Origin of the sequence: Pseudomonas sp. Irchel s3f19, from assembly GCF_900187555.1 — a bacterium.
Lineage (GTDB): Bacteria > Pseudomonadota > Gammaproteobacteria > Pseudomonadales > Pseudomonadaceae > Aquipseudomonas > Aquipseudomonas capeferrum.
The window spans coordinates 824,305-848,075 of record NZ_FYDW01000002.1 but is presented as its reverse complement, the minus strand read 5'-3'; the positions used below and the strand labels follow the sequence as shown (position 1 = coordinate 848,075).

The 23,771-nt window shown below is 60.8% G+C and carries 24 protein-coding genes; 20 read left to right on the top strand and 4 right to left on the bottom strand.

The features are described from left to right. Nucleotides 1-70: 70 nt before the first annotated feature. The 16 genes from mnmG (at nucleotide 71) to glmS (ending at nucleotide 15,916) form a co-directional block, all read left to right on the top strand. Complete coding sequence (gene mnmG, locus CKW22_RS07765) at nucleotides 71-1,963, top strand: tRNA uridine-5-carboxymethylaminomethyl(34) synthesis enzyme MnmG (protein WP_033702599.1); 1,893 nt, start codon at nucleotides 71-73, stop codon at nucleotides 1,961-1,963. Then, the gene (rsmG, locus tag CKW22_RS07760; RefSeq protein WP_033702438.1) at nucleotides 1,960-2,610 is read left to right on the top strand and encodes a 16S rRNA (guanine(527)-N(7))-methyltransferase RsmG; all 651 of its coding nucleotides are present in this window, start codon (nucleotides 1,960-1,962) and stop codon (nucleotides 2,608-2,610) included. Before mnmG ends, rsmG begins: the two co-directional genes overlap by 4 nt. Nucleotides 2,611-2,628: 18 nt before the next feature. Then, nucleotides 2,629-3,420 carry a ParA family protein gene (locus tag CKW22_RS07755; RefSeq protein ID WP_027592075.1) on the top strand — a complete coding sequence of 264 codons (792 nt, stop codon included), beginning with the start codon at nucleotides 2,629-2,631 and terminating at the stop codon, nucleotides 3,418-3,420. Between the two features lie 9 nt (nucleotides 3,421-3,429). Continuing rightward, on the top strand, nucleotides 3,430-4,302 hold the full coding sequence (locus CKW22_RS07750; protein ID WP_033702437.1) for a ParB/RepB/Spo0J family partition protein: 873 nt from the start codon (nucleotides 3,430-3,432) through the stop codon (nucleotides 4,300-4,302). 149 nt (nucleotides 4,303-4,451) lie between these two features. Further along, a complete protein-coding gene (locus CKW22_RS07745; RefSeq protein ID WP_033702436.1) occupies nucleotides 4,452-4,859 on the top strand; it encodes a F0F1 ATP synthase subunit I in 408 nt (135 codons plus the stop codon). Nucleotides 4,860-4,875: 16 nt separating this feature from the next. Beyond that, a complete protein-coding gene (gene atpB, locus CKW22_RS07740; protein ID WP_033702435.1) occupies nucleotides 4,876-5,745 on the top strand; it encodes a F0F1 ATP synthase subunit A in 870 nt (289 codons plus the stop codon). Nucleotides 5,746-5,887: 142 nt separating this feature from the next. Further along, nucleotides 5,888-6,145 carry a F0F1 ATP synthase subunit C gene (gene atpE / locus CKW22_RS07735; protein ID WP_003097235.1) on the top strand — a complete coding sequence of 86 codons (258 nt, stop codon included), beginning with the start codon at nucleotides 5,888-5,890 and terminating at the stop codon, nucleotides 6,143-6,145. Between the two features lie 58 nt (nucleotides 6,146-6,203). Beyond that, complete coding sequence (locus CKW22_RS07730; protein ID WP_003260032.1) at nucleotides 6,204-6,674, top strand: F0F1 ATP synthase subunit B; 471 nt, start codon at nucleotides 6,204-6,206, stop codon at nucleotides 6,672-6,674. Between the two features lie 12 nt (nucleotides 6,675-6,686). After that, nucleotides 6,687-7,223, top strand: a complete 537-nt coding sequence (locus CKW22_RS07725; RefSeq protein ID WP_003253191.1) for a F0F1 ATP synthase subunit delta — start codon at nucleotides 6,687-6,689, stop codon at nucleotides 7,221-7,223. A gap of 21 nt (nucleotides 7,224-7,244) precedes the next feature. Further along, nucleotides 7,245-8,789, top strand: coding sequence for a F0F1 ATP synthase subunit alpha (gene atpA / locus CKW22_RS07720; protein ID WP_012274911.1), 1,545 nt, complete (start codon nucleotides 7,245-7,247; stop codon nucleotides 8,787-8,789). Nucleotides 8,790-8,837: 48 nt separating this feature from the next. After that, complete coding sequence (atpG, locus tag CKW22_RS07715; RefSeq protein ID WP_033702434.1) at nucleotides 8,838-9,698, top strand: F0F1 ATP synthase subunit gamma; 861 nt, start codon at nucleotides 8,838-8,840, stop codon at nucleotides 9,696-9,698. 27 nt (nucleotides 9,699-9,725) lie between these two features. After that, nucleotides 9,726-11,102 (top strand): F0F1 ATP synthase subunit beta, encoded by a 1,377-nt coding sequence (gene atpD, locus CKW22_RS07710; RefSeq protein ID WP_016489910.1) that lies wholly within the window; start codon nucleotides 9,726-9,728, stop codon nucleotides 11,100-11,102. A gap of 43 nt (nucleotides 11,103-11,145) precedes the next feature. Then, on the top strand, nucleotides 11,146-11,565 hold the full coding sequence (locus tag CKW22_RS07705; RefSeq protein WP_033702433.1) for a F0F1 ATP synthase subunit epsilon: 420 nt from the start codon (nucleotides 11,146-11,148) through the stop codon (nucleotides 11,563-11,565). 120 nt (nucleotides 11,566-11,685) lie between these two features. Further along, nucleotides 11,686-13,053: a bifunctional UDP-N-acetylglucosamine diphosphorylase/glucosamine-1-phosphate N-acetyltransferase GlmU gene (gene glmU, locus CKW22_RS07700; RefSeq protein ID WP_047582490.1), complete on the top strand. Its 1,368-nt coding sequence runs from the start codon at nucleotides 11,686-11,688 to the stop codon at nucleotides 13,051-13,053. 248 nt (nucleotides 13,054-13,301) lie between these two features. Continuing rightward, a complete protein-coding gene (locus CKW22_RS07695; protein WP_033702431.1) occupies nucleotides 13,302-14,078 on the top strand; it encodes a DeoR/GlpR family DNA-binding transcription regulator in 777 nt (258 codons plus the stop codon). A 2-nt stretch (nucleotides 14,079-14,080) separates the two neighbouring features. Beyond that, the gene (gene glmS, locus CKW22_RS07690) at nucleotides 14,081-15,916 is read left to right on the top strand and encodes a glutamine--fructose-6-phosphate transaminase (isomerizing) (RefSeq protein ID WP_095063956.1); all 1,836 of its coding nucleotides are present in this window, start codon (nucleotides 14,081-14,083) and stop codon (nucleotides 15,914-15,916) included. A gap of 124 nt (nucleotides 15,917-16,040) precedes the next feature. Here the strand turns inward: glmS and CKW22_RS28105 are convergent, their stop codons facing one another. Then, complete coding sequence (locus CKW22_RS28105; protein WP_227697322.1) at nucleotides 16,041-16,202, bottom strand: GNAT family N-acetyltransferase; 162 nt, start codon at nucleotides 16,200-16,202, stop codon at nucleotides 16,041-16,043. Between the two features lie 166 nt (nucleotides 16,203-16,368). On the opposite strand from CKW22_RS28105, the gene CKW22_RS07680 reads away from it, so the two are divergent. The 4 genes from CKW22_RS07680 to arsH are packed head-to-tail and all read left to right on the top strand — an operon-like array spanning nucleotide 16,369 to nucleotide 19,260. Next, a complete protein-coding gene (locus CKW22_RS07680) occupies nucleotides 16,369-16,725 on the top strand; it encodes a metalloregulator ArsR/SmtB family transcription factor (protein ID WP_095063955.1) in 357 nt (118 codons plus the stop codon). A 29-nt stretch (nucleotides 16,726-16,754) separates the two neighbouring features. Further along, entirely contained in the window at nucleotides 16,755-18,038 is a 1,284-nt protein-coding gene (locus CKW22_RS07675; RefSeq protein ID WP_095063954.1) for an arsenic transporter, read from the top strand. Nucleotides 18,039-18,052: 14 nt separating this feature from the next. Then, the gene (locus tag CKW22_RS07670) at nucleotides 18,053-18,523 is read left to right on the top strand and encodes an arsenate reductase ArsC (protein ID WP_047582493.1); all 471 of its coding nucleotides are present in this window, start codon (nucleotides 18,053-18,055) and stop codon (nucleotides 18,521-18,523) included. Between the two features lie 23 nt (nucleotides 18,524-18,546). Continuing rightward, nucleotides 18,547-19,260: an arsenical resistance protein ArsH gene (gene arsH, locus CKW22_RS07665; protein WP_095063953.1), complete on the top strand. Its 714-nt coding sequence runs from the start codon at nucleotides 18,547-18,549 to the stop codon at nucleotides 19,258-19,260. 21 nt (nucleotides 19,261-19,281) lie between these two features. Here the strand turns inward: arsH and CKW22_RS07660 are convergent, their stop codons facing one another. From CKW22_RS07660 to CKW22_RS07650, 3 genes are all read right to left on the bottom strand, one after another. Further along, nucleotides 19,282-21,105, bottom strand: a complete 1,824-nt coding sequence (locus CKW22_RS07660; protein WP_227696617.1) for an FAD-dependent oxidoreductase — start codon at nucleotides 21,103-21,105, stop codon at nucleotides 19,282-19,284. A gap of 88 nt (nucleotides 21,106-21,193) precedes the next feature. Then, nucleotides 21,194-22,912, bottom strand: a complete 1,719-nt coding sequence (locus tag CKW22_RS07655; RefSeq protein WP_095063952.1) for an FAD-dependent oxidoreductase — start codon at nucleotides 22,910-22,912, stop codon at nucleotides 21,194-21,196. 43 nt (nucleotides 22,913-22,955) lie between these two features. Further along, nucleotides 22,956-23,765, bottom strand: coding sequence for a sugar phosphate isomerase/epimerase (locus tag CKW22_RS07650; protein WP_095063951.1), 810 nt, complete (start codon nucleotides 23,763-23,765; stop codon nucleotides 22,956-22,958). Nucleotides 23,766-23,771 lie beyond the last annotated feature (6 nt).

Below are 23,771 nucleotides of genomic sequence, written 5' to 3'. Positions count from 1 at the left end.
TGCAAGGGGGTAAGTCCCTATACTTGTCGGCTTACCTTCTCTATTCGCAAAAACAGGCACGAGGTGCGTGGTGGATTTCCCTTCCCGTTTTGAAGTGATCGTCATCGGCGGCGGCCATGCCGGTACCGAGGCTGCGCTTGCGTCTGCACGCATGGGTGTCAAAACCCTGCTGCTGACCCACAACGTGGAAACCCTCGGTCACATGAGCTGCAACCCCGCGATTGGCGGTATTGGCAAAAGCCATCTGGTCAAAGAGATCGATGCGCTCGGCGGCGCCATGGCGCTGGCCACCGACAAGAGCGGCATTCAGTTCCGCGTGTTGAACAACCGCAAAGGCCCGGCCGTACGCGCCACCCGAGCGCAAGCTGACCGCGCCATCTACAAGGCAGTGGTTCGCGAAATCCTGGAAAACCAGCCAAACCTGTGGATATTCCAGCAGTCCTGCGACGACCTGATCGTCGAACAGGACCAGGTCAAAGGCGTGGTAACCCAGATGGGCCTGCGGTTCTTCGCCGAATCCGTGGTGCTGACTACCGGTACCTTCCTCGGTGGGCTTATCCACATCGGGTTGCAAAACCATTCCGGCGGCCGCGCCGGCGATCCGCCCTCGATCGCGCTGGCACACCGCATGCGTGAACTGCCGCTGCGCGTCGGCCGACTGAAAACCGGTACCCCGCCACGTATCGATGGCCGCTCGGTGGACTTCTCGGTGATGACCGAACAACCGGGCGACACACCGATCCCGGTCATGTCGTTCATGGGCAATGCCCAGATGCACCCGCGCCAGGTGAGCTGCTGGATCACCCACACCAACGCACGTACCCACGAGATCATCGCCTCGAACCTCGACCGTTCGCCGATGTACTCTGGTGTGATCGAAGGCGTCGGCCCGCGCTACTGCCCGTCGATCGAAGACAAGATCCATCGCTTCGCCGACAAGGAAAGCCACCAGGTGTTCATCGAGCCGGAAGGCCTGACCACCCATGAGCTGTACCCCAACGGTATTTCGACTTCGCTGCCGTTCGATGTGCAGCTGGAGCTGGTGCGTTCGATCCGCGGCATGGAAAACGCCCACATCGTGCGCCCGGGTTATGCCATCGAGTACGACTACTTCGACCCGCGTGACCTGAAGTACAGCCTCGAGACCAAAGTCATCGGCGGCCTGTTCTTCGCCGGCCAGATCAACGGCACCACCGGTTACGAAGAAGCCGGTGCGCAAGGCCTGCTGGCCGGTACCAACGCTGCGCTGCGTGCGCAAGGCCGCGAAAGCTGGTGCCCGCGCCGCGACGAGGCGTACATCGGCGTACTGGTCGACGACCTGATCACCCTGGGTACCCAGGAGCCGTACCGCATGTTCACCTCGCGTGCCGAATACCGGCTGATCCTGCGCGAGGACAACGCCGACTTGCGTCTGACCGAGAAAGGCCGTGAACTGGGCCTGATCGATGACCAGCGTTGGGCGGCGTTCTGCACCAAGCGTGATGGCATCGAGCGTGAGGAACAGCGCCTCAAGTCGACCTGGGTTCGCCCTAATACCCCGCAGGGGCAGGCGGTTGTGGATAAGTTCGGTACGCCGTTGAGCCACGAATACAGCCTGCTCAACCTGTTGGCACGGCCAGAAGTGGATTACGCCGGCCTGATCGAGGCTACCGGGGGGGATGCCATCGACCCACAGGTTGCCGAACAGGTCGAGATCAAGACCAAGTACGCGGGCTACATCGACCGCCAGCAGGACGAGATCGCCCGTCTGCGCGCCAGTGAAGATACCCGCCTGCCTGTGGATATCGACTACACCACGATTTCCGGCCTGTCCAAGGAGATCCAGGGCAAGCTCGGCCAGACCCGTCCCGAGACGCTGGGCCAGGCTTCGCGTATTCCTGGTGTGACGCCAGCGGCCATTTCGCTGCTGCTGATTCATCTGAAAAAACGCGGCGCAGGCCGCGAATTGGAGCAAAGCGCTTGAGTTCCCTGGTCACCCCGCAACACGCCGAAGAATTGTCCACAGGCGCGCGCCAGCTCGGCATCGAGCTGAGCGCGCAGCAGCACACGATGCTACTGGGCTACCTGGCCCTGTTGATCAAATGGAACAAGGCCTACAACCTCACTGCCGTGCGCGATCCGGACGAGATGGTTTCCCGGCACCTGCTCGACAGCCTCAGCGTCATGTCGTTTATCCACAGCGAGCGCGATAACTGGCTGGATGTCGGCAGCGGGGGTGGCATGCCGGGCATTCCCTTGGCTATCCTGCACCCGCACAAGCGGGTGACGGTGCTGGACAGCAACGGCAAGAAGACCCGCTTCCTGACCCAGGTGAAAATGGAGCTCAAGCTGGACAACCTGCAGGTTATCCACAGCCGGGTTGAAGCCTTCAAACCGGCGCAACCGTTCAGCGGAATCATCTCGCGTGCCTTCAGCAGCATGGAGAACTTCACCAACTGGACCCGCCATCTGGGCGACACCGGGACGCAATGGCTTGCAATGAAGGGGCTGCATCCTGCCGATGAACTGGTAGCATTGCCCGCAGACTTCACAGTGGAAAGCGAGCAGGCCCTGACCGTTCCAGGTTGCCAGGGCCAGCGCCATCTGCTGATACTGCGCCGCAAGGCATGACTGGGAACACGCGCATCAATGGCTAAGGTATTCGCAATCGCGAACCAGAAAGGTGGTGTGGGCAAGACCACCACCTGTATCAATCTCGCGGCATCGCTGGCCGCGACCAAACGTCGTGTGCTGCTGATCGACCTCGATCCGCAAGGCAACGCCACCATGGGCAGCGGTGTCGACAAGCACGAGCTCGAGCACTCGGTATACGACTTGCTGATCGGGGAATGCGACCTGGCTCAGGCCATGCATTACTCCGAGCACGGTGGTTTCCAGCTGTTGCCGGCCAACCGTGACCTGACCGCCGCCGAAGTGGTGCTGCTGGAAATGCAGGTCAAGGAAAGCCGCCTGCGCAACGCCCTGGCGCCGATCCGCGAGAACTACGACTTCATTCTCATCGACTGCCCGCCGTCGTTGTCGATGCTGACCCTCAACGCGTTGGTGGCTTCCGATGGGGTGATCATCCCTATGCAGTGCGAGTACTACGCACTGGAAGGCCTCAGCGACCTTGTGGATAACATCAAGCGCATTGCCGCCCGGCTGAACCCGGAGCTGAAGATCGAAGGCCTGCTGCGGACTATGTTCGATCCGCGCCTGAGCCTGAACAACGATGTTTCGGCCCAGCTCAAGGAGCACTTCGGCGAGCAGCTGTACGACACGGTCATCCCGCGCAACATTCGCCTGGCCGAGGCCCCGAGCTTCGGCATGCCGGCCCTGGCCTACGACAAGCAGTCGCGTGGTGCGCTGGCTTATCTGGCCCTGGCCGGGGAACTGGTGCGCCGTCAGCGCCGTCCATCACGCACTGCACAAACAACTTAAGGAATCCGTATGGCCGTTAAGAAACGAGGTCTCGGACGTGGGTTGGATGCTCTGCTCAGTGGTCCTTCCGTCAGCGCGCTCGAAGAGCAGGCTGTCAAGATCGACCAGAAGGAACTGCAACACCTGCCGGTCGAGCTGATCCAGCGTGGCAAGTACCAGCCGCGTCGCGACATGGACCCGGTGGCGCTGGAAGAACTCGCGCACTCGATTCGCACCCATGGCGTGATGCAGCCGATCGTGGTTCGCCCGGTGGGCGACAACCGCTACGAGATCATCGCCGGTGAGCGCCGCTGGCGCGCTACCCAGCAGGCTGGCCTGGACACCGTGCCGGCCATGGTCCGCGAAGTGGCGGACGAGGCGGCCATCGCCATGGCGCTGATCGAGAACATCCAGCGCGAAGACCTCAACCCGCTGGAAGAGGCCCTCGCCCTGCAGCGCCTGCAGCAGGAGTTCGAACTGACCCAGCAGCAGGTGGCCGATGCCATTGGCAAGTCGCGGGTTACCGTGGCCAACCTGTTGCGCCTGATCACGCTGCCTGAAGCGATCAAGACCATGCTCGCCCATGGCGACCTGGAGATGGGTCATGCTCGCGCTTTGCTCGGCCTTGAAGAGAATCGTCAGGAGGAGGGGGCGCGTCATGTTGTCGCACGTGGCCTCACCGTGCGCCAAACCGAGGCACTGGTACGTCAGTGGCTCAGTGACAAGCCTGATCCGGTCGAACCGAGCAAACCTGATCCGGATATCGCACGCCTTGAACAGCGGCTCGCAGAGCGCCTGGGCTCGGCCGTGCAGATCCGTCATGGGAACAAGGGCAAAGGGCAGTTGGTTATTCGCTACAACTCGCTTGACGAGTTGCAAGGCGTCCTTGCTCACATCCGCTGAAACAATTCCTGTTGTAGCGCGCAGTCGGAAATCACTACCGAAGAGTTGAATAGGGGTTAATCCACCCCTATACTCTGCGCGCATTTTGTCGGCACAAATTATGCCAAGTCATGGCTGACTTGTTGGTCGACTTCCGAGGAGCAGTTGTGATGGAAATCCGCACGCCAAACCGCTTGCCTTTCCATCGCTGGGCGGTTTTTCCGGTACTGTTGACTCAATGTGTAGTACTTCTGCTGGCAACCTTGGTGGTGTGGCAGTGGAAAGGGGCGGTCAGTGGATATTCAGGTCTCTGCGGAGGTTTGATTGCCTGGCTACCCAATGTGTATTTCGCCTGGAAGGCGTTTCGCTTTAGCGGAGCCCGGGCAGCGCAGGCCATCGTCAAGTCGTTCTACGCTGGCGAGGCAGGCAAAATGATTTTGACGGCAGTGCTGTTTGCATTGACCTTCGCAGGAGTGAAGCCATTGGCGCCGTTAGCAGTATTCGGCGTCTTCCTGCTGACCCTAATGGTCAGCTGGTTCGCGCCACTGCTAATGAATAAAAGACTTTCGAGACCTTAGGGCGTTTGAGGCAACCATGGCAGCAGAAACCGCTTCGGGCTATATCCAGCACCACTTGCAGAACCTGACCTACGGTCAACTACCAGACGGCAGCTGGGGCTTTGCCCATTCGGCTGCAGAAGCCAAGGCAATGGGCTTCTGGGCGTTCCACCTGGACACCCTGGGTTGGTCCGTTGCGCTGGGTCTGATCTTCCTGTTCATCTTCCGCATGGCGGCGAAGAAGGCGACCTCCGGCCAACCCGGCGGCCTGCAGAACTTCGTCGAAGTGATGGTCGACTTCGTCAACGGCAGCGTGAAGGACTCCTTCCACGGCCGTAGCCCGGTGATCGCTCCGCTGGCACTGACCATCTTCGTCTGGGTATTCCTGATGAACGCCGTCGACCTGGTACCGGTCGACTGGATTCCTCAGCTGGCCATCCTGATCTCCGGTGATCCGCACATTCCGTTCCGCGCCGTGTCGACTACCGACCCGAACGCGACCCTGGCCATGGCCTTCAGCGTGTTTGCCCTGATCATCTTCTACAGCATCAAGGTCAAGGGCCTGGGCGGCTTCATCGGTGAGCTGACCCTGCACCCGTTCGGCAGCAAGAACATCTTCGTTCAAGCCCTGCTGATCCCGGTGAACTTCCTGCTGGAATTCGTCACCCTGATCGCCAAGCCGATCTCGCTGGCACTGCGTCTGTTCGGCAACATGTACGCCGGTGAGCTGGTGTTCATCCTGATCGCCGTCATGTTCGGCTCGGGCCTGCTGTGGCTGAGCGGCCTGGGTGTGGTGCTGCAATGGGCGTGGGCTGTGTTCCACATCCTGATCATCACCCTGCAAGCTTTCATCTTCATGATGCTGACCATCGTCTACCTGTCGATGGCGCACGAAGATAACCATTAAGACCGCCTGGCGTGTCTGATAGCCTTCCCCGCCGGTACGGGGGGAGGGCTTAAAAAGTCCGCAAGGGCAGCTGTACTCACGATTTGTTTTACCGCTTCAAACTAAAAACCTAACCAATACGACGTAAAAGTCGGGAGGAAAGATGGAAACTGTAGTTGGTCTGACCGCTATCGCTGTTGCTCTGCTGATCGGCCTGGGTGCTCTGGGTACCGCCATTGGTTTCGGCCTGCTGGGCGGCAAATTCCTGGAAGGCGCTGCTCGTCAACCAGAAATGGTTCCGATGCTGCAGGTCAAAATGTTCATCGTTGCCGGTCTGCTCGACGCCGTAACCATGATCGGTGTTGGTATTGCTCTGTTCTTCACCTTCGCGAACCCCTTCGTTGGTCAGATCGCCGGCTAATCACTCGTCACAACGAGTTGATGTGCTGTGATGAATTAAGACCGAGCGAGGTGTTGGCGTGAACATTAATGCAACCCTGATTGGCCAATCCGTTGCTTTCCTGATTTTTGTACTCTTCTGCATGAAGTACGTATGGCCTCCGGTCATCACTGCTCTGCAAGAGCGTCAAAAGAAGATTGCCGACGGCTTGGACGCTGCCAACCGCGCAGCTCGCGACCTGGAGCTGGCCCAAGAGAAAGCGGGTCAGCAACTGCGTGAAGCTAAAGCACAGGCAGCCGAAATCATTGAGCAAAGCAAGAAACGCGCTGCTCAGCTTGTCGAGGAAGCCCGTGATCAGGCCCGCGTCGAAGCTGACCGTGTGAAGGCTCAGGCTCTGGCCGAGATCGAACAGGAACTGAACAGCGCTAAAGACGCCCTGCGTGCCCAAGTGGGTGCCCTGGCCGTTGGCGGTGCTGAAAAGATCCTTGGCGCCACAATCGATCAAAACGCGCATGCGGAGCTGGTTAACAAACTGGCCGCTGAAATTTAAGCGAGGGCGATCATGGCAGAACTGACCACGTTGGCCCGACCTTACGCTAAGGCTGCCTTTGAGCATGCCCAGGCCCATCAGCAACTGGCCAATTGGTCAGCCATGCTCGGCCTGGCTGCTGCGGTGTCGCAAGACGACACCATGCAGCGCCTGCTCAAGGCCCCGCGACTGACGAGCGCAGAAAAGGCCGCCACGTTCATTGACGTGTGCGGTGACAAGTTCAATGCACAGGCACAGAATTTCATTCATGTTGCCGCGGAAAACGACCGTCTCCTGCTTCTGCCGGAGATTGCCGCTCTGTTCGACCTGTACAAGGCCGAGCAAGAGAAATCCGTGGACGTGGAAGTCACCAGTGCCTTCGCGTTGAACCAAGAACAGCAAGACAAACTCGCCAAGGTTCTCAGTGCACGGTTAGGCCAGGAAGTGCGCCTGCACGCGTCGGAGGATGCCAGCCTGATTGGCGGCGTCGTCATCCGCGCTGGTGACCTGGTAATCGATGGCTCTGTTCGCGGCAAAATCGCGAAACTGGCCGAAGCATTGAAATCTTGAGTTTGAAGGGGCAGCAGAGCAATGCAGCAACTCAATCCTTCCGAAATTAGTGAAATCATCAAGGGCCGCATCGACAACCTCGATGTGAGCTCCCAAGCCCGTAACGAAGGTACCGTCGTTTCGGTTTCCGACGGTATCGTGCGGATCCACGGTCTGGCCGACGTCATGTACGGCGAAATGATCGAGTTCCCTGGCGGCGTCTACGGCATGGCCCTGAACCTGGAGCAAGACTCCGTAGGTGCAGTGATCCTGGGTGCCTACGACACCCTCGCCGAAGGCATGAGCGCCAAGTGCACCGGCCGCATCCTGGAAGTTCCAGTTGGTAAGGAACTGCTGGGTCGCGTCGTCGACGCACTGGGCAACCCGATCGACGGCAAAGGTCCTCTGGGCAACACCCAGACCGACGCGGTCGAGAAAGTTGCTCCAGGCGTGATCTGGCGTAAGTCGGTAGACCAGCCTGTACAGACTGGCTACAAATCTGTCGACGCCATGATCCCTGTCGGCCGTGGCCAGCGTGAGCTGATCATCGGTGACCGTCAGATCGGCAAGACCGCCATGGCCATCGACGCCATCATCAACCAGAAAGACTCCGGTATTTTCTGTGTTTATGTTGCTGTCGGCCAGAAGCGTTCCACCGTCGCCAACATCGTTCGCAAGCTGGAAGAAAACGGCGCCCTGGCCAACACCATCGTGGTTGTTGCCAGTGCTTCGGAATCCGCCGCACTGCAATTCCTGGCGCCATACGCCGGTTGCACCATGGGCGAGTTCTTCCGTGACCGCGGTGAAGACGCACTGATCGTTTACGATGACCTGTCCAAGCAGGCTGTTGCCTACCGTCAGATCTCCCTGCTGCTGCGCCGTCCACCAGGACGCGAAGCATACCCAGGCGACGTGTTCTATCTCCACTCCCGTCTGCTGGAGCGTGCATCGCGCGTTTCGGAAGAGTACGTCGAGAAGTTCACCAACGGTGCTGTGACTGGTAAAACCGGTTCCCTGACCGCGCTGCCGATCATCGAAACCCAGGCTGGCGACGTTTCCGCGTTCGTTCCGACCAACGTGATCTCGATCACCGACGGTCAGATCTTCCTGGAATCGGCCATGTTCAACTCGGGCATCCGCCCTGCAGTGAACGCCGGTGTTTCGGTATCCCGCGTAGGTGGTGCCGCTCAGACCAAGATCATCAAGAAGCTGTCCGGTGGTATTCGTACCGCGCTGGCTCAGTACCGTGAACTGGCTGCATTCGCCCAGTTCGCGTCCGATCTGGACGAAGCGACCCGCAAGCAGCTGGAGCATGGTCAGCGCGTTACCGAGCTGATGAAGCAGAAGCAGTACGCGCCGATGTCCATCGCGGACATGGCCCTGTCGCTGTACGCCGCTGAGCGTGGCTTCCTGACCGACGTAGAAGTCTCCAAGATCGGCAGCTTCGAGCAAGCACTGATCGCCTTCTTCAACCGTGATCACGCTGAACTGATGGCGAAGATCAACGTGAAGGGTGACTTCAACGACGAAATCGACGCAGGCCTGAAAGCCGGTATCGAGAAGTTCAAGGCCACCCAGACCTGGTAAGCCGCAGCGGGGGCCCTGGCCCCCGCTTGCTAACCTGATAGGTGATACATGGCAGGCGCAAAAGAGATTCGCAGTAAGATTGCGAGCATCAAAAGCACGCAAAAAATTACCAGCGCCATGGAGAAAGTGGCGGTCAGCAAGATGCGCAGGGCACAAATGCGCATGGCTGCTAGCCGTCCTTACGCGGAGCGTATCCGCCAGGTGATCGGTCATCTGGCCAACGCCAACCCGGAATACCGCCACCCGTTCATGATCGAGCGCCCTGTAAAGCGCGCCGGTTATATCGTGGTGAGCAGTGACCGTGGTCTGTGCGGTGGCTTGAATACCAACCTGTTCAAGGCCCTGGTCAAGGACATGAGCGCAAACCGCGAACAGGGCGTGGAAATCGACCTGTGCGTGATTGGCAGCAAGGGTGCGACTTTCTTCCGCATCTTTGGCGGCAACGTCGTAGCAGCGATCAGCCACTTGGGCGAAGAGCCATCGATCAACGATCTGATCGGCTCCGTCAAAGTGATGCTGGACGCCTACATGGACGGCCGTATCGATCGCCTCTCGGTGGTTTCGAACAAGTTCATCAACACCATGACCCAGAAGCCAACGGTCGAGCAATTGGTACCGTTGGTGGCAACCCCGGATCAGGAACTCAAGCACCACTGGGACTACCTGTACGAACCCGACGCAAAAGAGCTGCTGGACGGCTTGATGGTGCGTTACGTGGAGTCGCAGGTATACCAGGCGGTGGTCGAGAACAACGCTGCTGAACAAGCGGCCCGGATGATCGCCATGAAAAACGCCACAGATAACGCCGGTGATTTGATCAAAGAGCTGCAATTGATCTACAACAAGGCGCGTCAGGCTGCGATCACCCAGGAGATCTCGGAAATCGTCGGCGGCGCTGCCGCGGTTTAACGGTTCACATATTCAGAGGATCCAGCTATGAGTAGCGGACGTATCGTTCAAATCATCGGCGCCGTCATCGACGTGGAATTCCCACGTGACGTCGTGCCGAGTGTATACAACGCGCTGAAAGTACAAGGCGCGGAAACCACCCTCGAAGTTCAGCAGCAGCTGGGCGACGGCGTGGTTCGTACCATTGCGATGGGCTCCACCGAAGGCTTGAAGCGCGGTCTGGATGTCGTCGACACCGGTGCTGCCATTTCCGTTCCTGTTGGTAAGGCCACTCTCGGCCGTATCATGGACGTACTGGGCAACCCGATCGACGAAGCCGGCCCGATCGGTGAAGAAGAGCGTCGCGGTATCCACCAGCCAGCGCCTTCGTTCGCTGACCAGGCAGGCGGCAACGACCTGCTGGAAACCGGCATCAAGGTTATCGACCTGGTTTGCCCGTTCGCCAAGGGTGGTAAGGTTGGTCTGTTCGGTGGTGCCGGTGTCGGCAAGACCGTAAACATGATGGAACTGATCCGTAACATCGCCATGGAACACAGCGGTTACTCCGTGTTCGCTGGTGTGGGTGAGCGTACTCGTGAGGGTAACGACTTCTACCACGAGATGAAGGACTCCAACGTTCTCGACAAAGTAGCGCTGGTCTACGGTCAGATGAACGAGCCACCAGGAAACCGTCTGCGCGTAGCGCTGACCGGCCTGACCATGGCTGAGAAGTTCCGTGACGAAGGTAACGACGTTCTGCTGTTCGTCGACAACATCTATCGTTACACCCTGGCCGGTACCGAAGTATCCGCACTGCTGGGCCGTATGCCTTCGGCAGTAGGTTACCAGCCGACCCTGGCTGAAGAGATGGGCGTTCTGCAAGAGCGCATCACCTCCACCAAGGAAGGTTCGATCACCTCCGTCCAGGCCGTATACGTACCTGCGGACGACTTGACCGACCCGTCGCCAGCGACCACCTTCGCCCACTTGGACGCCACCGTCGTTCTGTCCCGTGACATCGCCTCCCTGGGTATCTACCCAGCGGTCGATCCACTGGACTCGACTTCGCGCCAGCTGGACCCGAACGTGATCGGCAACGAGCACTACGACACCGCTCGTGGCGTTCAGTATGTTCTGCAGCGCTACAAAGAGCTGAAGGACATCATCGCGATCCTGGGTATGGACGAACTGTCCGAGACCGACAAGCAACTGGTAGCCCGCGCTCGTAAGATCCAGCGCTTCCTGTCGCAGCCGTTCTTCGTGGCCGAAGTCTTCACCGGTTCGCCAGGCAAGTACGTTTCCCTGAAAGACACCATCGCTGGCTTCAGCGGCATCCTCAAAGGTGACTACGACCACCTGCCAGAACAAGCGTTCTACATGGTCGGCAGCATCGACGAAGCGATCGAGAAAGCCAAGAAACTGTAATTCCTGCGCCCCGCAAGGGGCGCTATCAGGTTGAGGCAAGCAGATGGCTATGACAGTCCATTGCGATATCGTCAGCGCGGAAGGAGAAATTTTCTCCGGTCTGGTCGAGATGGTGGTTGCGCACGGTAACCTGGGTGATCTTGGTATCGCTCCAGGCCACGCGCCGCTGATCACCAATCTGAAGCCAGGTCCGATCACGCTGACCAAGCAGGGTGGCGCACAAGAGGTGTTCTACATCTCTGGTGGTTTCCTCGAGGTTCAGCCGAACATGGTCAAGGTGCTTGCCGATACCGTGCAACGTGCTGCAGACCTGGATGAAGCGCAGGCTCAGGAAGCCCTCAAGGCTGCCGAGAACGCTCTGAATACGAAAGGCGCGGACTTCGACTACGGCGCCGCCGCCGCACGTCTGGCCGAGGCCGCAGCTCAGCTGCGTACCGTCCAGCAAATGCGCAAAGGCAAGTAATCGGCCACGGCTGATGACTTCTGTTGCGATTGAGTAAAAGGGTAGCCTCGGCTACCCTTTTTCTTTTTTTGATTTCCCCCCCCGGTCATTTCACTGACCGCCCAGGATTGGTAGCCAGTAATGTCACTCGATATCGTTATTCTCGCCGCCGGCCAAGGTACCCGCATGCGCTCGGCGCTGCCCAAGGTACTGCACCCGGTTGCCGGCAACTCCATGCTCGGCCATGTTATCCACAGCGCGCGCCAGCTTCAGCCGCAAGGCATCCACGTGGTCATTGGCCACGGTGCCGAGCAGGTACGAGAGCGCCTGGCAGCTGACGACCTGAACTTCGTCATGCAGGACAAGCAGCTGGGTACAGGCCATGCCGTGGCTCAGGCGCTGCCGGCGTTGACCGCAGATACCGTGCTGGTGCTGTACGGCGATGTGCCGTTGATCGAAGTGGAGACCTTGCAGCGTCTGTTGGCCAAGGCCAACGACCAGCAACTGGGGCTGCTCACGGTCACCCTCGAAGACCCGACCGGCTATGGCCGTATCGTGCGTGACGAGCAGGGCAAGGTAACGGCGATCGTTGAGCACAAGGATGCCAACGACGCGCAGAAAGCGATCAAGGAAGGCAACACCGGTATTCTGGCCCTGCCTGCCGCGCGCCTGGCGGACTGGATGAGCCGTTTGTCGAACAACAATGCCCAGGGCGAGTACTACCTGACCGATGTCATCGCCATGGCGGTGTCCGACGGCCTGGTGGTGGCGACCGAGCAGCCCCATGACCCGATGGAAGTGCAGGGCGCCAACGATCGTCGCCAGCTGTCCGAGCTGGAGCGCCACTATCAGTTGCGCGCAGGCCGCCGCCTGATGGCGCAGGGTGTCACCCTGCGCGACCCGGCGCGGTTCGATGTGCGCGGTGAAGTGACCGTAGGCCGTGATGTGCTGATCGACATCAACGTGATCCTCGAAGGCCAGGTAGTGATCGAGGACGATGTAGAAATCGGCCCCAACTGCGTGATCAAGAACAGCACCCTGCGCAAGGGTGCGGTGGTCAAGGCCAACAGCCACATCGAAGGTGCGGTGATGGGCGAGGGTAGCGATGCTGGCCCGTTCGCGCGCCTGCGCCCGGGCACCGTGCTGGATGCCAAGGCCCATGTGGGTAACTTTGTCGAACTGAAAAATGCTCACCTGGGTGAGGGCGCCAAGGCCGGCCACCTGAGCTACCTGGGCGATGCCGAAATCGGTGCGCGCACCAACATCGGCGCTGGCACCATCACCTGCAACTACGATGGCGCCAACAAGTTCAAGACGGTGATGGGCGAAGACGTGTTCATCGGCTCGAACAACTCGTTGGTGGCGCCTGTGGATATCCAGGCTGGTGCTACTACTGCGGCAGGCTCGACCATCACCCAGACTGTTGAAGCAGGGCAGCTTGCTGTGGGCCGTGCGCGCCAGCGCAACATCGACGGCTGGAAGCGGCCGGAGAAGATCAAGAAGAGCTGAGTTATACACAGTTGTTTCGATCGAAAGCCGACCTGTGTGAATGGGTCGGTTTTTTTTGGGCTGTTGGAAAGCTGGGAGGGCTTTGCCCTCCTTTCGCGATGCGAGGCCGCTCCTACAGGGATACGCGCACCTGGAGAGTAGCGTCAGCGGACGGCAACAGACTTATCCACAGTTCATGGCGCTTGACGAAACGAGCGTCTTAGGTTTTGATTGCAACCATTATCTTTCGAATCGAAACTTAAGCGCTCATGTCGAAACGTAACACCCCCCAACGCCGGCACAACATCCTGGCCATGCTCAGCGAGCAGGGCGAGGTGAGTGTGGACGCGTTGGCCAAGCGCTTCGAAACGTCAGAAGTCACCATTCGCAAGGACCTTGCAGCCCTGGAAACCAATGGCCTGCTATTGCGACGCTACGGCGGTGCGGTGCCGGTGCCGCAAGAGTTGCTCGGCGAACCTACCCAGCCCGTGTCCGCCTACAAGAAGGCCATTGCCCGCGCTGCTGTAGGGCGTATCCGCGAACATGCGCGGATCATCATCGACAGCGGCAGCACCACTGCTGCGATGATCCCTGAATTGGGCCGCCAACCGGGCCTGGTGGTAATGACCAACTCATTGAACGTGGCCCGCGCCATCAGCGACCTGGAGCATGAGCCGGTGTTGCTGATGACCGGCGGCACCTGGGACCCGCACTCCGAGTCGTTCCAGGGGCAGGTGGCCGAGCAGGTGTTGCGTTCCTACGATTTCGACCAGCTGTTCATCGGTGCCGATGGCATCGACCTCAACCGGGGTACCACCACCTTCAACGAGCTGCTTGGTCTGAGCCGAGTCATGGCCGAGGTGGCCCGGGAAGTGATCGTGATGGTCGAGTCCGACAAGGTGGGGCGCAAGATCCCTAACCTCGAGCTGCCCTGGGGCAGCGTGAATACCCTTATTACAGACGAACGCCTGCCCGCAGCGGCACGCGAACACATTCAAGCCCGCGGCATCAACCTGATTTGCGCCGCGATCAGCCAGGAGCAATAACCATGTGTGGAATCGTTGGTGCCGTAGCCGAGCGTAATATTACCGCCATTCTGATCGAAGGCCTCAAGCGCCTCGAATACCGCGGGTACGACAGTGCCGGCCTGGCTGTCTTCAGCCAGCAAGGTGAGCTGGAGCGTCGCCGCCGTATCGGTAAAGTCAGCGAGCTGGAAGCCGCCGTCGCCGCCGACCCTCTCGCCGGCCAGCTGGGCATCGCCCACACCCGTTGGGCCACCCATGGTGCGCCCACCGAAGGCAACGCCCACCCACACTTTTCGGCCAGTGAAGTGGCGGTCGTGCACAACGGCATCATCGAAAACCACGAGGAGCTGCGTGAAGAGCTGAAAGAGCTCGGCTACGTATTCACTTCGCAGACCGATACCGAAGTCATCGTTCACCTGATCCACCACACGCTCAAGACTGTCCCGGACCTGACCGATGCGCTGAAGGCCGCTGTGAAGCGCCTGCACGGTGCCTATGGCCTGGCCGTGATCAGTGCCAAACAGCCAGACCGCCTGGTAGCCGCTCGCAGCGGTAGCCCGCTGGTGATCGGCCTCGGCCTTGGTGAGAACTTCCTGGCTTCGGACCAGTTGGCCCTGCGCCAGGTCACCGACCGTTTCATGTACCTGGAAGAAGGCGACATCGCCGAGATCCGCCGTGACCAAGTCAGCATCTGGGACCAGGCCGGCACCAAGGTCCAGCGTGAAACCGTGCAGTACCACGAAGGCGCTGAGGCGGCCGACAAAGGTACCTACCGTCACTTCATGCTCAAGGAAATCCACGAGCAGCCAAGCGTGGTCCAGCGCACGCTGGAAGGCCGCCTGGGCAAGGACAATGTGCTGGTCCAGGCCTTCGGCCCGAATGCCGCCGAACTGTTTGCCAAGGTTCGCAATGTGCAGATCGTCGCTTGCGGTACCAGCTACCACGCCGGCATGGTTGCCCGTTACTGGCTCGAAAGCCTGGCCGGCATCCCTTGCCAGGTCGAAGTGGCCAGCGAGTTCCGCTACCGCAAGGTCGTGGTCCAGCCAGACACCCTGTTCGTCTCGATCTCGCAATCCGGTGAGACCGCCGACACCCTGGCCGCCCTGCGCAATGCCAAGGAGCTGGGCTTCCTCGGCAGCCTGGCCATCTGCAACGTCGGCATCAGCTCGCTGGTGCGCGAATCCGACCTGACCCTGCTGACCCTGGCCGGCCCGGAGATCGGTGTTGCCTCGACCAAGGCATTCACCACCCAGCTGGTTTCGCTGATGCTGCTGACCCTGGCCCTGGGCCAGGTGCGCGGTACCCTCGAAGCCGGTGTGGAAGCCGAGCTGGTTGAAGAGTTGCGCCGCCTGCCGACCCGCCTGGGCGAGGCATTGGCCATGGACGCGACTGTCGAGAAGATCGCCGAACTGTTCGCCGACAAGCACCACACCCTGTTCCTGGGCCGTGGCGCCCAGTACCCGGTGGCGATGGAAGGTGCCCTCAAGCTCAAGGAGATCTCCTACATCCACGCCGAAGCCTACCCGGCGGGCGAGCTGAAGCACGGCCCGCTGGCGCTTGTGGATAACGACATGCCGGTGGTCACCGTGGCGCCGAACAACGAACTGCTGGAGAAGCTCAAGTCCAACCTGCAGGAAGTACGTGCCCGTGGCGGTGAGCTGGTGGTGTTCGCCGACGAGCACGCTGGCATGACCAACGGTGAAGGCACCCACGTGATCAAGGTGCCGCACATCGCGGACGCCCTGGCGCCGATCCTGTACACCATTCCGCTGCAGCTGCTGTCGTACTACGTCGCCGTGCTCAAGGGTACCGACGTTGACCAGCCGCGTAACCTGGCGAAATCGGTGACAGTCGAGTAAGCCGCAGCGTTTAATGGCGATGGTGGTTTCGTTGCATTAGAACTGTTGTCGAACAATTGAAACTGTTGCCGGTAGAGGGAAGCGCTCGCTTCCCTTCATCGGGCGCTTCACCCTCCTCCCCGCTTCACCCCTCCCTACCTAGATCTGGCGTTCTCTGATGCCCCTTGCCGTTCAGGGTCATGAATCTCTGGGCTCCGTCAGCTTCCGCTATTCGCTCAAGTGCTCTGAGCAGCAGGGTACCGATCCCTGACTTTCGCTGGGCCGGTCCGACAACCCGTGAGCGAATCAGACGAGTCCGACCACTTCCTTAGGGCCCAGAGCGCGGGCTATTTCCTGTTTTATGACGTCCCGTAAGGCGCGGCGATTGTGAATATCTGGTTTAACACATATTCGAATAGGCATATATTCGGATCTCCAGATATTAGTCGTACACGCATTCCCCAGGAGGTCACATGCGGGAAACACTGACTCCCCCCGTCGTTTTCAAATGCCTGGCTGATGACACTCGGGCCCGGATGACCCTGCTGATCGCCCGCGAAGGCGAACTCTGTGTCTGCGAACTTACCAACGCGCTGGAGCTGAGCCAGCCGAAGATCTCCCGGCATTTGGCCCAGTTGCGCGAGGCTGGACTCCTGATGGATCGCCGCAAGGGTCAATGGGTGTACTACCGACTGCACCCCGAACTGCCGCAGTGGGTGGACGCGATGCTGAAGGGAGTGGTCGATGCGAACCAGAAGTGGTTGAGCCCCGATGCGTTGCGCCTTGCCGAAATGGGCGAGCGGCCGCAGAGCCCTGTTGCTTGTGCTTGATACTTCCCTTCGCTGATTGAGTTGTAGTCATGCTGATCGCATTTCTGATTTTTCTGGTGACGATCGTTCTCGTCATCTGGCAGCCCAAGGGCTTAGGCGTGGGCTGGAGTGCAGCTCTAGGAGCTGTCGTGGCGCTGCTGGCTGGCGTCGTGAGCCTGTCCGATATTCCAGTGGTCTGGCAGATCGTGTGGAACGCCACCGCAACTTTTATCGCCGTCATCATCATCAGCCTGCTGCTGGATGAGGCGGGGTTCTTCGAGTGGGCGGCATTGCACGTGGCCCGCTGGGGCAACGGCAGCAGCCGCAAGCTGTTCGCCTTCATCATCCTGCTGGGCGCCGCCGTCTCGGCGCTGTTCGCTAACGACGGTGCGGCACTGATCCTGACCCCGATCGTCATCGCCATGCTGCTGGCCCTGCGCTTCTCCCCGGCGGCGACGCTGGCATTCGTCATGGCGGCGGGCTTCATCGCCGATACCGCGAGCCTTCCGCTGGTGGTTTCCAACCTGGTGAACATCGTCTCCGCCGACTACTTTGGCATTGGCTTCAGCGACTACGCCTCGGTCATGGTGCCGGTGAACCTGGTCAGCATCGCCGCCACCCTGGGAATGCTGCTGTGGTTCTTCCGCAAGGACCTGCCGCGTACCTATGAACTCGACCAACTCAAGGCTCCCGAAGCCGCTATCCGCGACAAGGCGACGTTCGTTGCCGGCTGGTGGGTGCTTGCGCTGTTGCTGGTCAGCTTTTTCGCCATCGAGCCGCTGGGCGTTCCGATCAGCGCCATCGCTGCTGCCTGTGCGCTGATCCTCTACCTGATCGCCGCCCGCGGGCACGTAATTTCTACCCGCAAGGTGCTCAAGGACGCGCCTTGGCAGGTCGTGGTGTTCTCGCTTGGCATGTACCTCGTGGTTTATGGCCTGCGTAACGCCGGCCTCACCGACTACCTGACGCAGATCCTCAATGTCTTCGCCGGCTACGGGATCTGGGGCGCATCCCTCGGCACGGGGCTGCTCGCCGCTGGCCTGTCGTCGGTCATGAATAACATGCCCACTGTGCTGGTAGGGGCCTTGTCGATCCATTCCGCTGAGGCCACCGGCATCGTGCGCGAGGCCATGATCTACGCCAACGTCATCGGCTGTGACCTCGGTCCGAAAATCACCCCCATCGGCAGCCTGGCCACCTTGCTGTGGCTGCACGTGCTGGCCCGCAAGAACATCGTCATCACCTGGGGTTACTACTTGCGCACCGGCATCGTCCTGACGCTGCCGATCCTGCTTGCCACCTTGGCCGCATTGGCCATCCGCTTGAGTTTTTGAACCGGAGATACCTGATGAAAGTCCTGTTCATGTGCACCCACAACAGCTGCCGCAGCATCCTGTCCGAGGCGCTGTTCAATCACCTGGCCCCCGAGGGTATGGACGCTGTGAGCTCGGGCAGCTTCCCAAGCGGCAAGGTCAATGAGCGGGCACTGAAAACCTTGGAAGCCGCCGGTATCCCCACCGCTGGTCTTGCAAGCAAGGCCTCGGATGCCTTCGAGAGCTCTCCTCCCGACATCGTTGTCACCGTGTGCGACCGCGCTGCCGGCGAAGCCTGCCCGATCTTCTTCGGTCCATCGCTCAAAGCCCACTGGGGTCTGGCCGACCCTTCGGCGGTCATCGGGAGTGAGGCCGAAATCGAAGAAGCCTTCCAGACCACACTTGCGAAGATCGATGAGCGCGTGCGCGCCTTCATTGCGCTGCCTCTCTCGCAACTGAGCCAGGACGAACTGAAAGGCGAACTTGCCCGTATTGGCGCCCTGTAGGCCCTGGATCAATGGAGACCGAAATGAACGACCACCTGCCAAATGTCCAACCAGAACTGATTGATTTGCCGTCGCTGGAGCGGCTGGCGCCGAAGGATCCTTCCACGCACAAACCGCGCATCCTGCTGCTGTACGGATCGACCCGCGAACGCTCATTCAGCCGCTTGATGGTTGAGGAAGCTGCGCGCCTGCTGGAAGAGTTCGGCGCCGAAACCCGTATCTTCGACCCTTCCGGCCTGCCGCTGCCGGATGACGCTCCGGACTCCCACGAGAAGGTGCTGGAACTCCGCGAGCTGATGCAATGGTCCGAAGGCCAGGTGTGGTGCTCGCCCGAGCGTCACGGCTCAATGAGTGCTGTCTTCAAGGCGCAGATCGATTGGGTACCGCTGGCCATGGGCGCCGTTCGCCCAACCCAGGGCAAGACCCTCGCGGTGATGCAGGTGTGTGGAGGCTCGCAGTCATTTAACGTGGTGAACCAACTGCGCGTGCTTGGCCGCTGGATGCGTATGTTTACCATCCCGAACCAGTCGTCGGTGCCGAAAGCCTTCCTGGAGTTCGATGAAGCCGGGCGCATGAAGCCGTCTTCTTTCTACGATCGACTGGTCGACGTGATGGAGGAACTGACCAAGTTCACGCTGCTGCTGCGTGATCGCCAGAATTATTTGGTAGACCGCTACTCCGAGCGCAAAGAGTCGGCGCAAGAACTATCCAAGAGAGTCAATATTCGGTCTATTTGAGGTCATGAGCATGTCGCACCCTTACTCATTGAAATCGTTGCCCCATGCTCCGGGTGTGCTGCTTTTGACGCCTTGTCCGGGCACCCCGCTCGACCCGTGAGCGTCACGGCTGTGGAGCGCACCGGGCATGCCCCTCTTGGCACCCTCCAACCCCGCCGCATGCCGGGCCACCCGCCAGCCGAACACAATCGCAGGCCCCAGGGTGGTACCTGGGCCAGGGTAGGTGCCGCGAAAGATCGAGGCCAGGTCATTACCGCAGGCGTATAGCCCCTCGATCACCTGGCCTTGGGTGTCCAGCACCTGGCCGTCGGCGTTGCCGCTCAAGCCTGCGCTGCAGGCGAGGTCGGCGGGTTGTACGGTGACGGCATAGTAAGGCCCCTCGCCCAGCGGGCGCACGCAGGGGTTGGGTGTTTGCTGTGGGTCGCCATTGTGACGGTTCATGGGGCTGCTGCCACGGTTGAATGCCGGGTCTTCACCGTGTGCGGCGGAGGCGTTGTAGGTGTTGACCGTGGTTGCGAGCCCCTCGGCATCGATCTTGAGCTTGCTGGCAAGCTCAGCCAGCGTGCTGGCTTTGACCAGATAGCCGGCCTTGACGAAGCTGGCGATGTTGGCGGCGGTGCGCAGCGGCATCACCAGGCCCAGGCCATAGCGGCGCAAGAAGGCTTCATCGCAGATCAGGTGGGCGGTGGGGCTGCCATCGGCGAGCATGCCCATGACGAAGTCGTGGTAGGAGTCCGACTCATTGACGAAGCGCAGGCCCCGGCGGTTGACTGCGATCAGCCCTGGCTTGGCACGGTCTAGCAGGATGTGTGGCCAGACGGCCTGGTAGCCGTCCTTGCTTGTGCGGATCGAGCAGGGCATCCATAGACCGGGGCTGTCATGGCCGTTGTCGAGCTGGGCGTTAGCCTTCAGCGCGCGATCGATGCCGTCGCCGGTATGGGTCAAGGGCGCCAGTGAAAGGGGTTGGGCCGCGGCCGGGAACAGTTGCTTGCGCAATGTCGGGTGGCGGGTCACGCCGCCGGTGGCCATCACCACGCCTCGGCGGGCGCGGATGCGCTGGGGCTGGCCATTGTGCAGCACCACAGCGCCCACCACCTTGCCGTTCTCCTGGATCAAGTCGTGCAAGGGCGTTTCAAAACGAATGGTAACGTTGCGCTGGCGCAGGCTGTAGAACAGGCGGGCAACCAAGGCGTTACCCATCACCAGGTTGGTGCCACGGGGGTGGCTCAGGCGGTCGATGCAATAGCGGCCGACAACGCTCAGGGTACGGCTCAGGTTTTTCAACGAGGCAAAGGGCGACAGCAGCGCGTCCAGGTCGGCGCGGGGCACCATCATGCCGCCCAGCCCCATGAACTCTGGGCGTGGAGGCCGTACGCGGGCGAAATCTTTCCCCAGTAGCCGGGCGTCGAACGCGAGCGGTGCCAGGGCGCGGCCACCGAACGCTGCTCCTGGGCCGCTGACATAGTCGGGGTGGGCGGCGGCGGCCACGAATTTGACTTCGCTGATGCGCTCCAACTCGTCAATTGCCTGCGGCCCGCTGGTCAGAAAGGCTTCGCGTAAGGCTTCACCACCGCGCTCACCGACCACCGCCTTAAGGAAGGTTGCAGCATCTGCCACGCTGTCCGGTACTCCGGCGCGCTGGCTCTGGGTGGTGCCGGGTACCCAGGTGGTACCGCCTGAGGTCGCACTGATGCCGCCCACGGCAGCGGTTTTTTCACACAGCAGCACGTCCAGCCCGTGGTGCTTGGCCATCAACGCGGTAGTCATGCCTGCGGTGCCTGCGCCGAACACCAACAGGTCGACTTCCTGGTCCCAGCGTGGGGGAAGGGGGGTGATGGTGCTCATCGTACGTTCTCCTGAGTGGTAAGGGCGAAGGGCTTGGAAGCAAACGACATGGGGGATCCCTCGAGGATCAAGGCCTGTAGGCCGGGCGTTATTCGTAGGCTGTGGCGCCAGCCAGGTGGCGCCCGGCGATATAGCCGAAGGTTGCGGCTGGCCCCAGGTTGATTCCGCCGGCCGGGTAGTGCCCGCCCATGATGCTGGCCATGTCGGACCCCGCTGAATAAAGGCCTGCGATCGGCTGCCCGTCAGTGTTGAGGACTTGCGCATGGGCATTGGTCTTGAGGCCTGCGAAGGTGCCGAAGCAGCCTGCCTCGACCTTCACCGCATAGAAAGGGCCCTGCTCGATTGGCGCGACGCAAGGATTTGGCGCGTGCTGCGCATCACCCTGCTTGCGGTTGTAGGGCGTAGTGCCGCGACCGAACTGGGGGTCTTCACCGTTGCGGGCGTGGCGGTTGTACTCGGTCACAGTCTGGCTCAGGCCCGCGGGGTCGATCCCGCACGCCAAGGCCAACGCCTCGATGGAGTGGCCAGTCTTCAGGTAACCCGAGCGGATGAATGGCTCAACGGGCAGTGGGAAAGGCCGGGAAACGCCCAGCCCATAACGCCGCTGAAACGCGCGGGTGCAGATCAACCAGGACGCGACCTCGGTGCCGGGTGCGGCCGCGACCATGGCGGCAACATAGTCATAGTAGCCATTGGCTTCGTTGACGAACCGTTGGCCGTTGGCGAGGACGCCGATGATGCCGGGCTTGCCGCGTTCGATGATATGCGGGAAGTGGCCGGCGCTACCGTCCTTGTAAGGTACTCGAGAAACGGGCGCCCAAGCGGCGGCACTGGCCAGGTCTTCAGCGACCTGGCCGCCGACGCTCTCGCCCAGGCGCAAACCATCGCCATTGACGCCCAGAGGCGGTAACGCCAGATGTTCATGGCCCGTTGGCGTGCGCGGGAACAGTGCCTTGCGTCGTTCGATGTCATTGGCAAAGCCACCTGCAGCCAGCACCACACCTTTGCGTGCCCGAATGGCGATACGGCCTTTTGCTGTTTCGACCACGGCGCCGACGACCCGGTCGTGTTCATGGATCAGTTCAGTGGCCGGCGCTGACTCCCAGAGCTGTACGCCAAGGTCTTCGGCTGACTTGGCCAGGCGGGCGATCAAGGCGACGCCGTTGACGAGGTGCATGGCGCGCCCCTTGAGCGCAAGGTCGATCAAGTGTTTGCCCAAGCGTTGGGTCACGTGCAGCAGCGAACGCCAGGAGCGTGTCAGGGTGAGGAAGGCAGTCAGGTCACGGCCGGCCATGATCGGCATGCCCATGAACGAGGTTTCGCGCATCGTCTTGCGCAGCCGCTTTAGCAGTTTGCCTACCGCGTAGGCATTGTAAGGGGCGGCGATCACCGACCGACCGCCGGTGCCGGCGCCTGGCGTATCCCCGTGGATATCAGCAATTGCGTTACCGTCGGCGAATTGCAAAGCGGTATGGCGCTCAAAAAAGGAGACCATGTTGGGCGCTGCTTCGAGAAAGGCATCGATCATGGTCGGGTCGAAGTGGTCACCCAATTCATGTTCAAGGTAGGTGCGTGGCAGCGAGCGGTCCTCAATGATCCCGGCGCGCTGAGCCAACGGATTGCACGGCACCCACATCCAGCCACCCGACCAGGCGGTGGCACCGCCGAACACCTCATCCTTCTCGACCACGATCACCCGCTGACCATGCCACGCGGCGGTCACGGCTGCGCTAAGCCCGGCTGCACCAGAGCCGATGATCAGGACATCGCAGTCCACCGTGGTGTGCAGGGAAGTGTCGGTAAGCATCAAGAGGTCTCCTGGTGTAGTGGGCTTGGTCAGCGTCAATGATTTACAGCGGCTCAATGATTGCCTTGGCTGCCGCCAACGCCTCTCGGGCCCAAGCCTCTACCCCCACTTGCGCTACCCTGCGGTCATTCGGGATCTCGACACTGACCGGAACCGCGGCTGCCAGGCTGCGCCATATCCTGGCCAGATCGATGTCACCTTCCCCTGGTAGCAAACGCCCGCAGCGCGCCGCCTGGATCAGTCCCTCATGGGTGTCGGGGCGCATCGCAGGGCCGTCGCATATTTGTGCGTAGTGCAGCCACTGCGCTGGGATTCGCTGCAAATCCTCGAAGCGGCTGTCTGAACGATCAAAATGCAGGGCGTCTACCAGGATGCCGCCGTTGGCTCGATCGGCCTGTTCCACAATATGCAGAGCACTGGCCAGGTCATTGACGGCCGTCCACGGCATGAATTCGAGGTCTGCTGAGAGGCCGAAGGGTTGCATTGCGTCGCATAGCCGAGCGTAGTGCTCTACAAGTCGGCCTTGCTCCGGATCGTCGCCGGCTACCAGTACCGCCTTGGCCCCTAGCTGCGCACTAACCTCGAAAAACGGCAGGTAGCGTTGCAGATCGAATTGGGCATCGAGGCGTATCAATTCCAGATCGAAGACCTTCACGCCGGTGTCGTTCATCCGTGCGAGCGTTTCACGCAGCATGCGTGCGTCATCCATCAGTGGATAGGCGACGGCCCCTGGCGCGACGGGTAACAACCGCACGCCAGCCTGGTCATAGCCGGTGCGGGCAGCCAGTTCGATGATTTCGGGCGGGCTGAAATCGAGAGCGGTCAGTTGGGCGATGGAATAGCTAGCTTGCATGGCAGG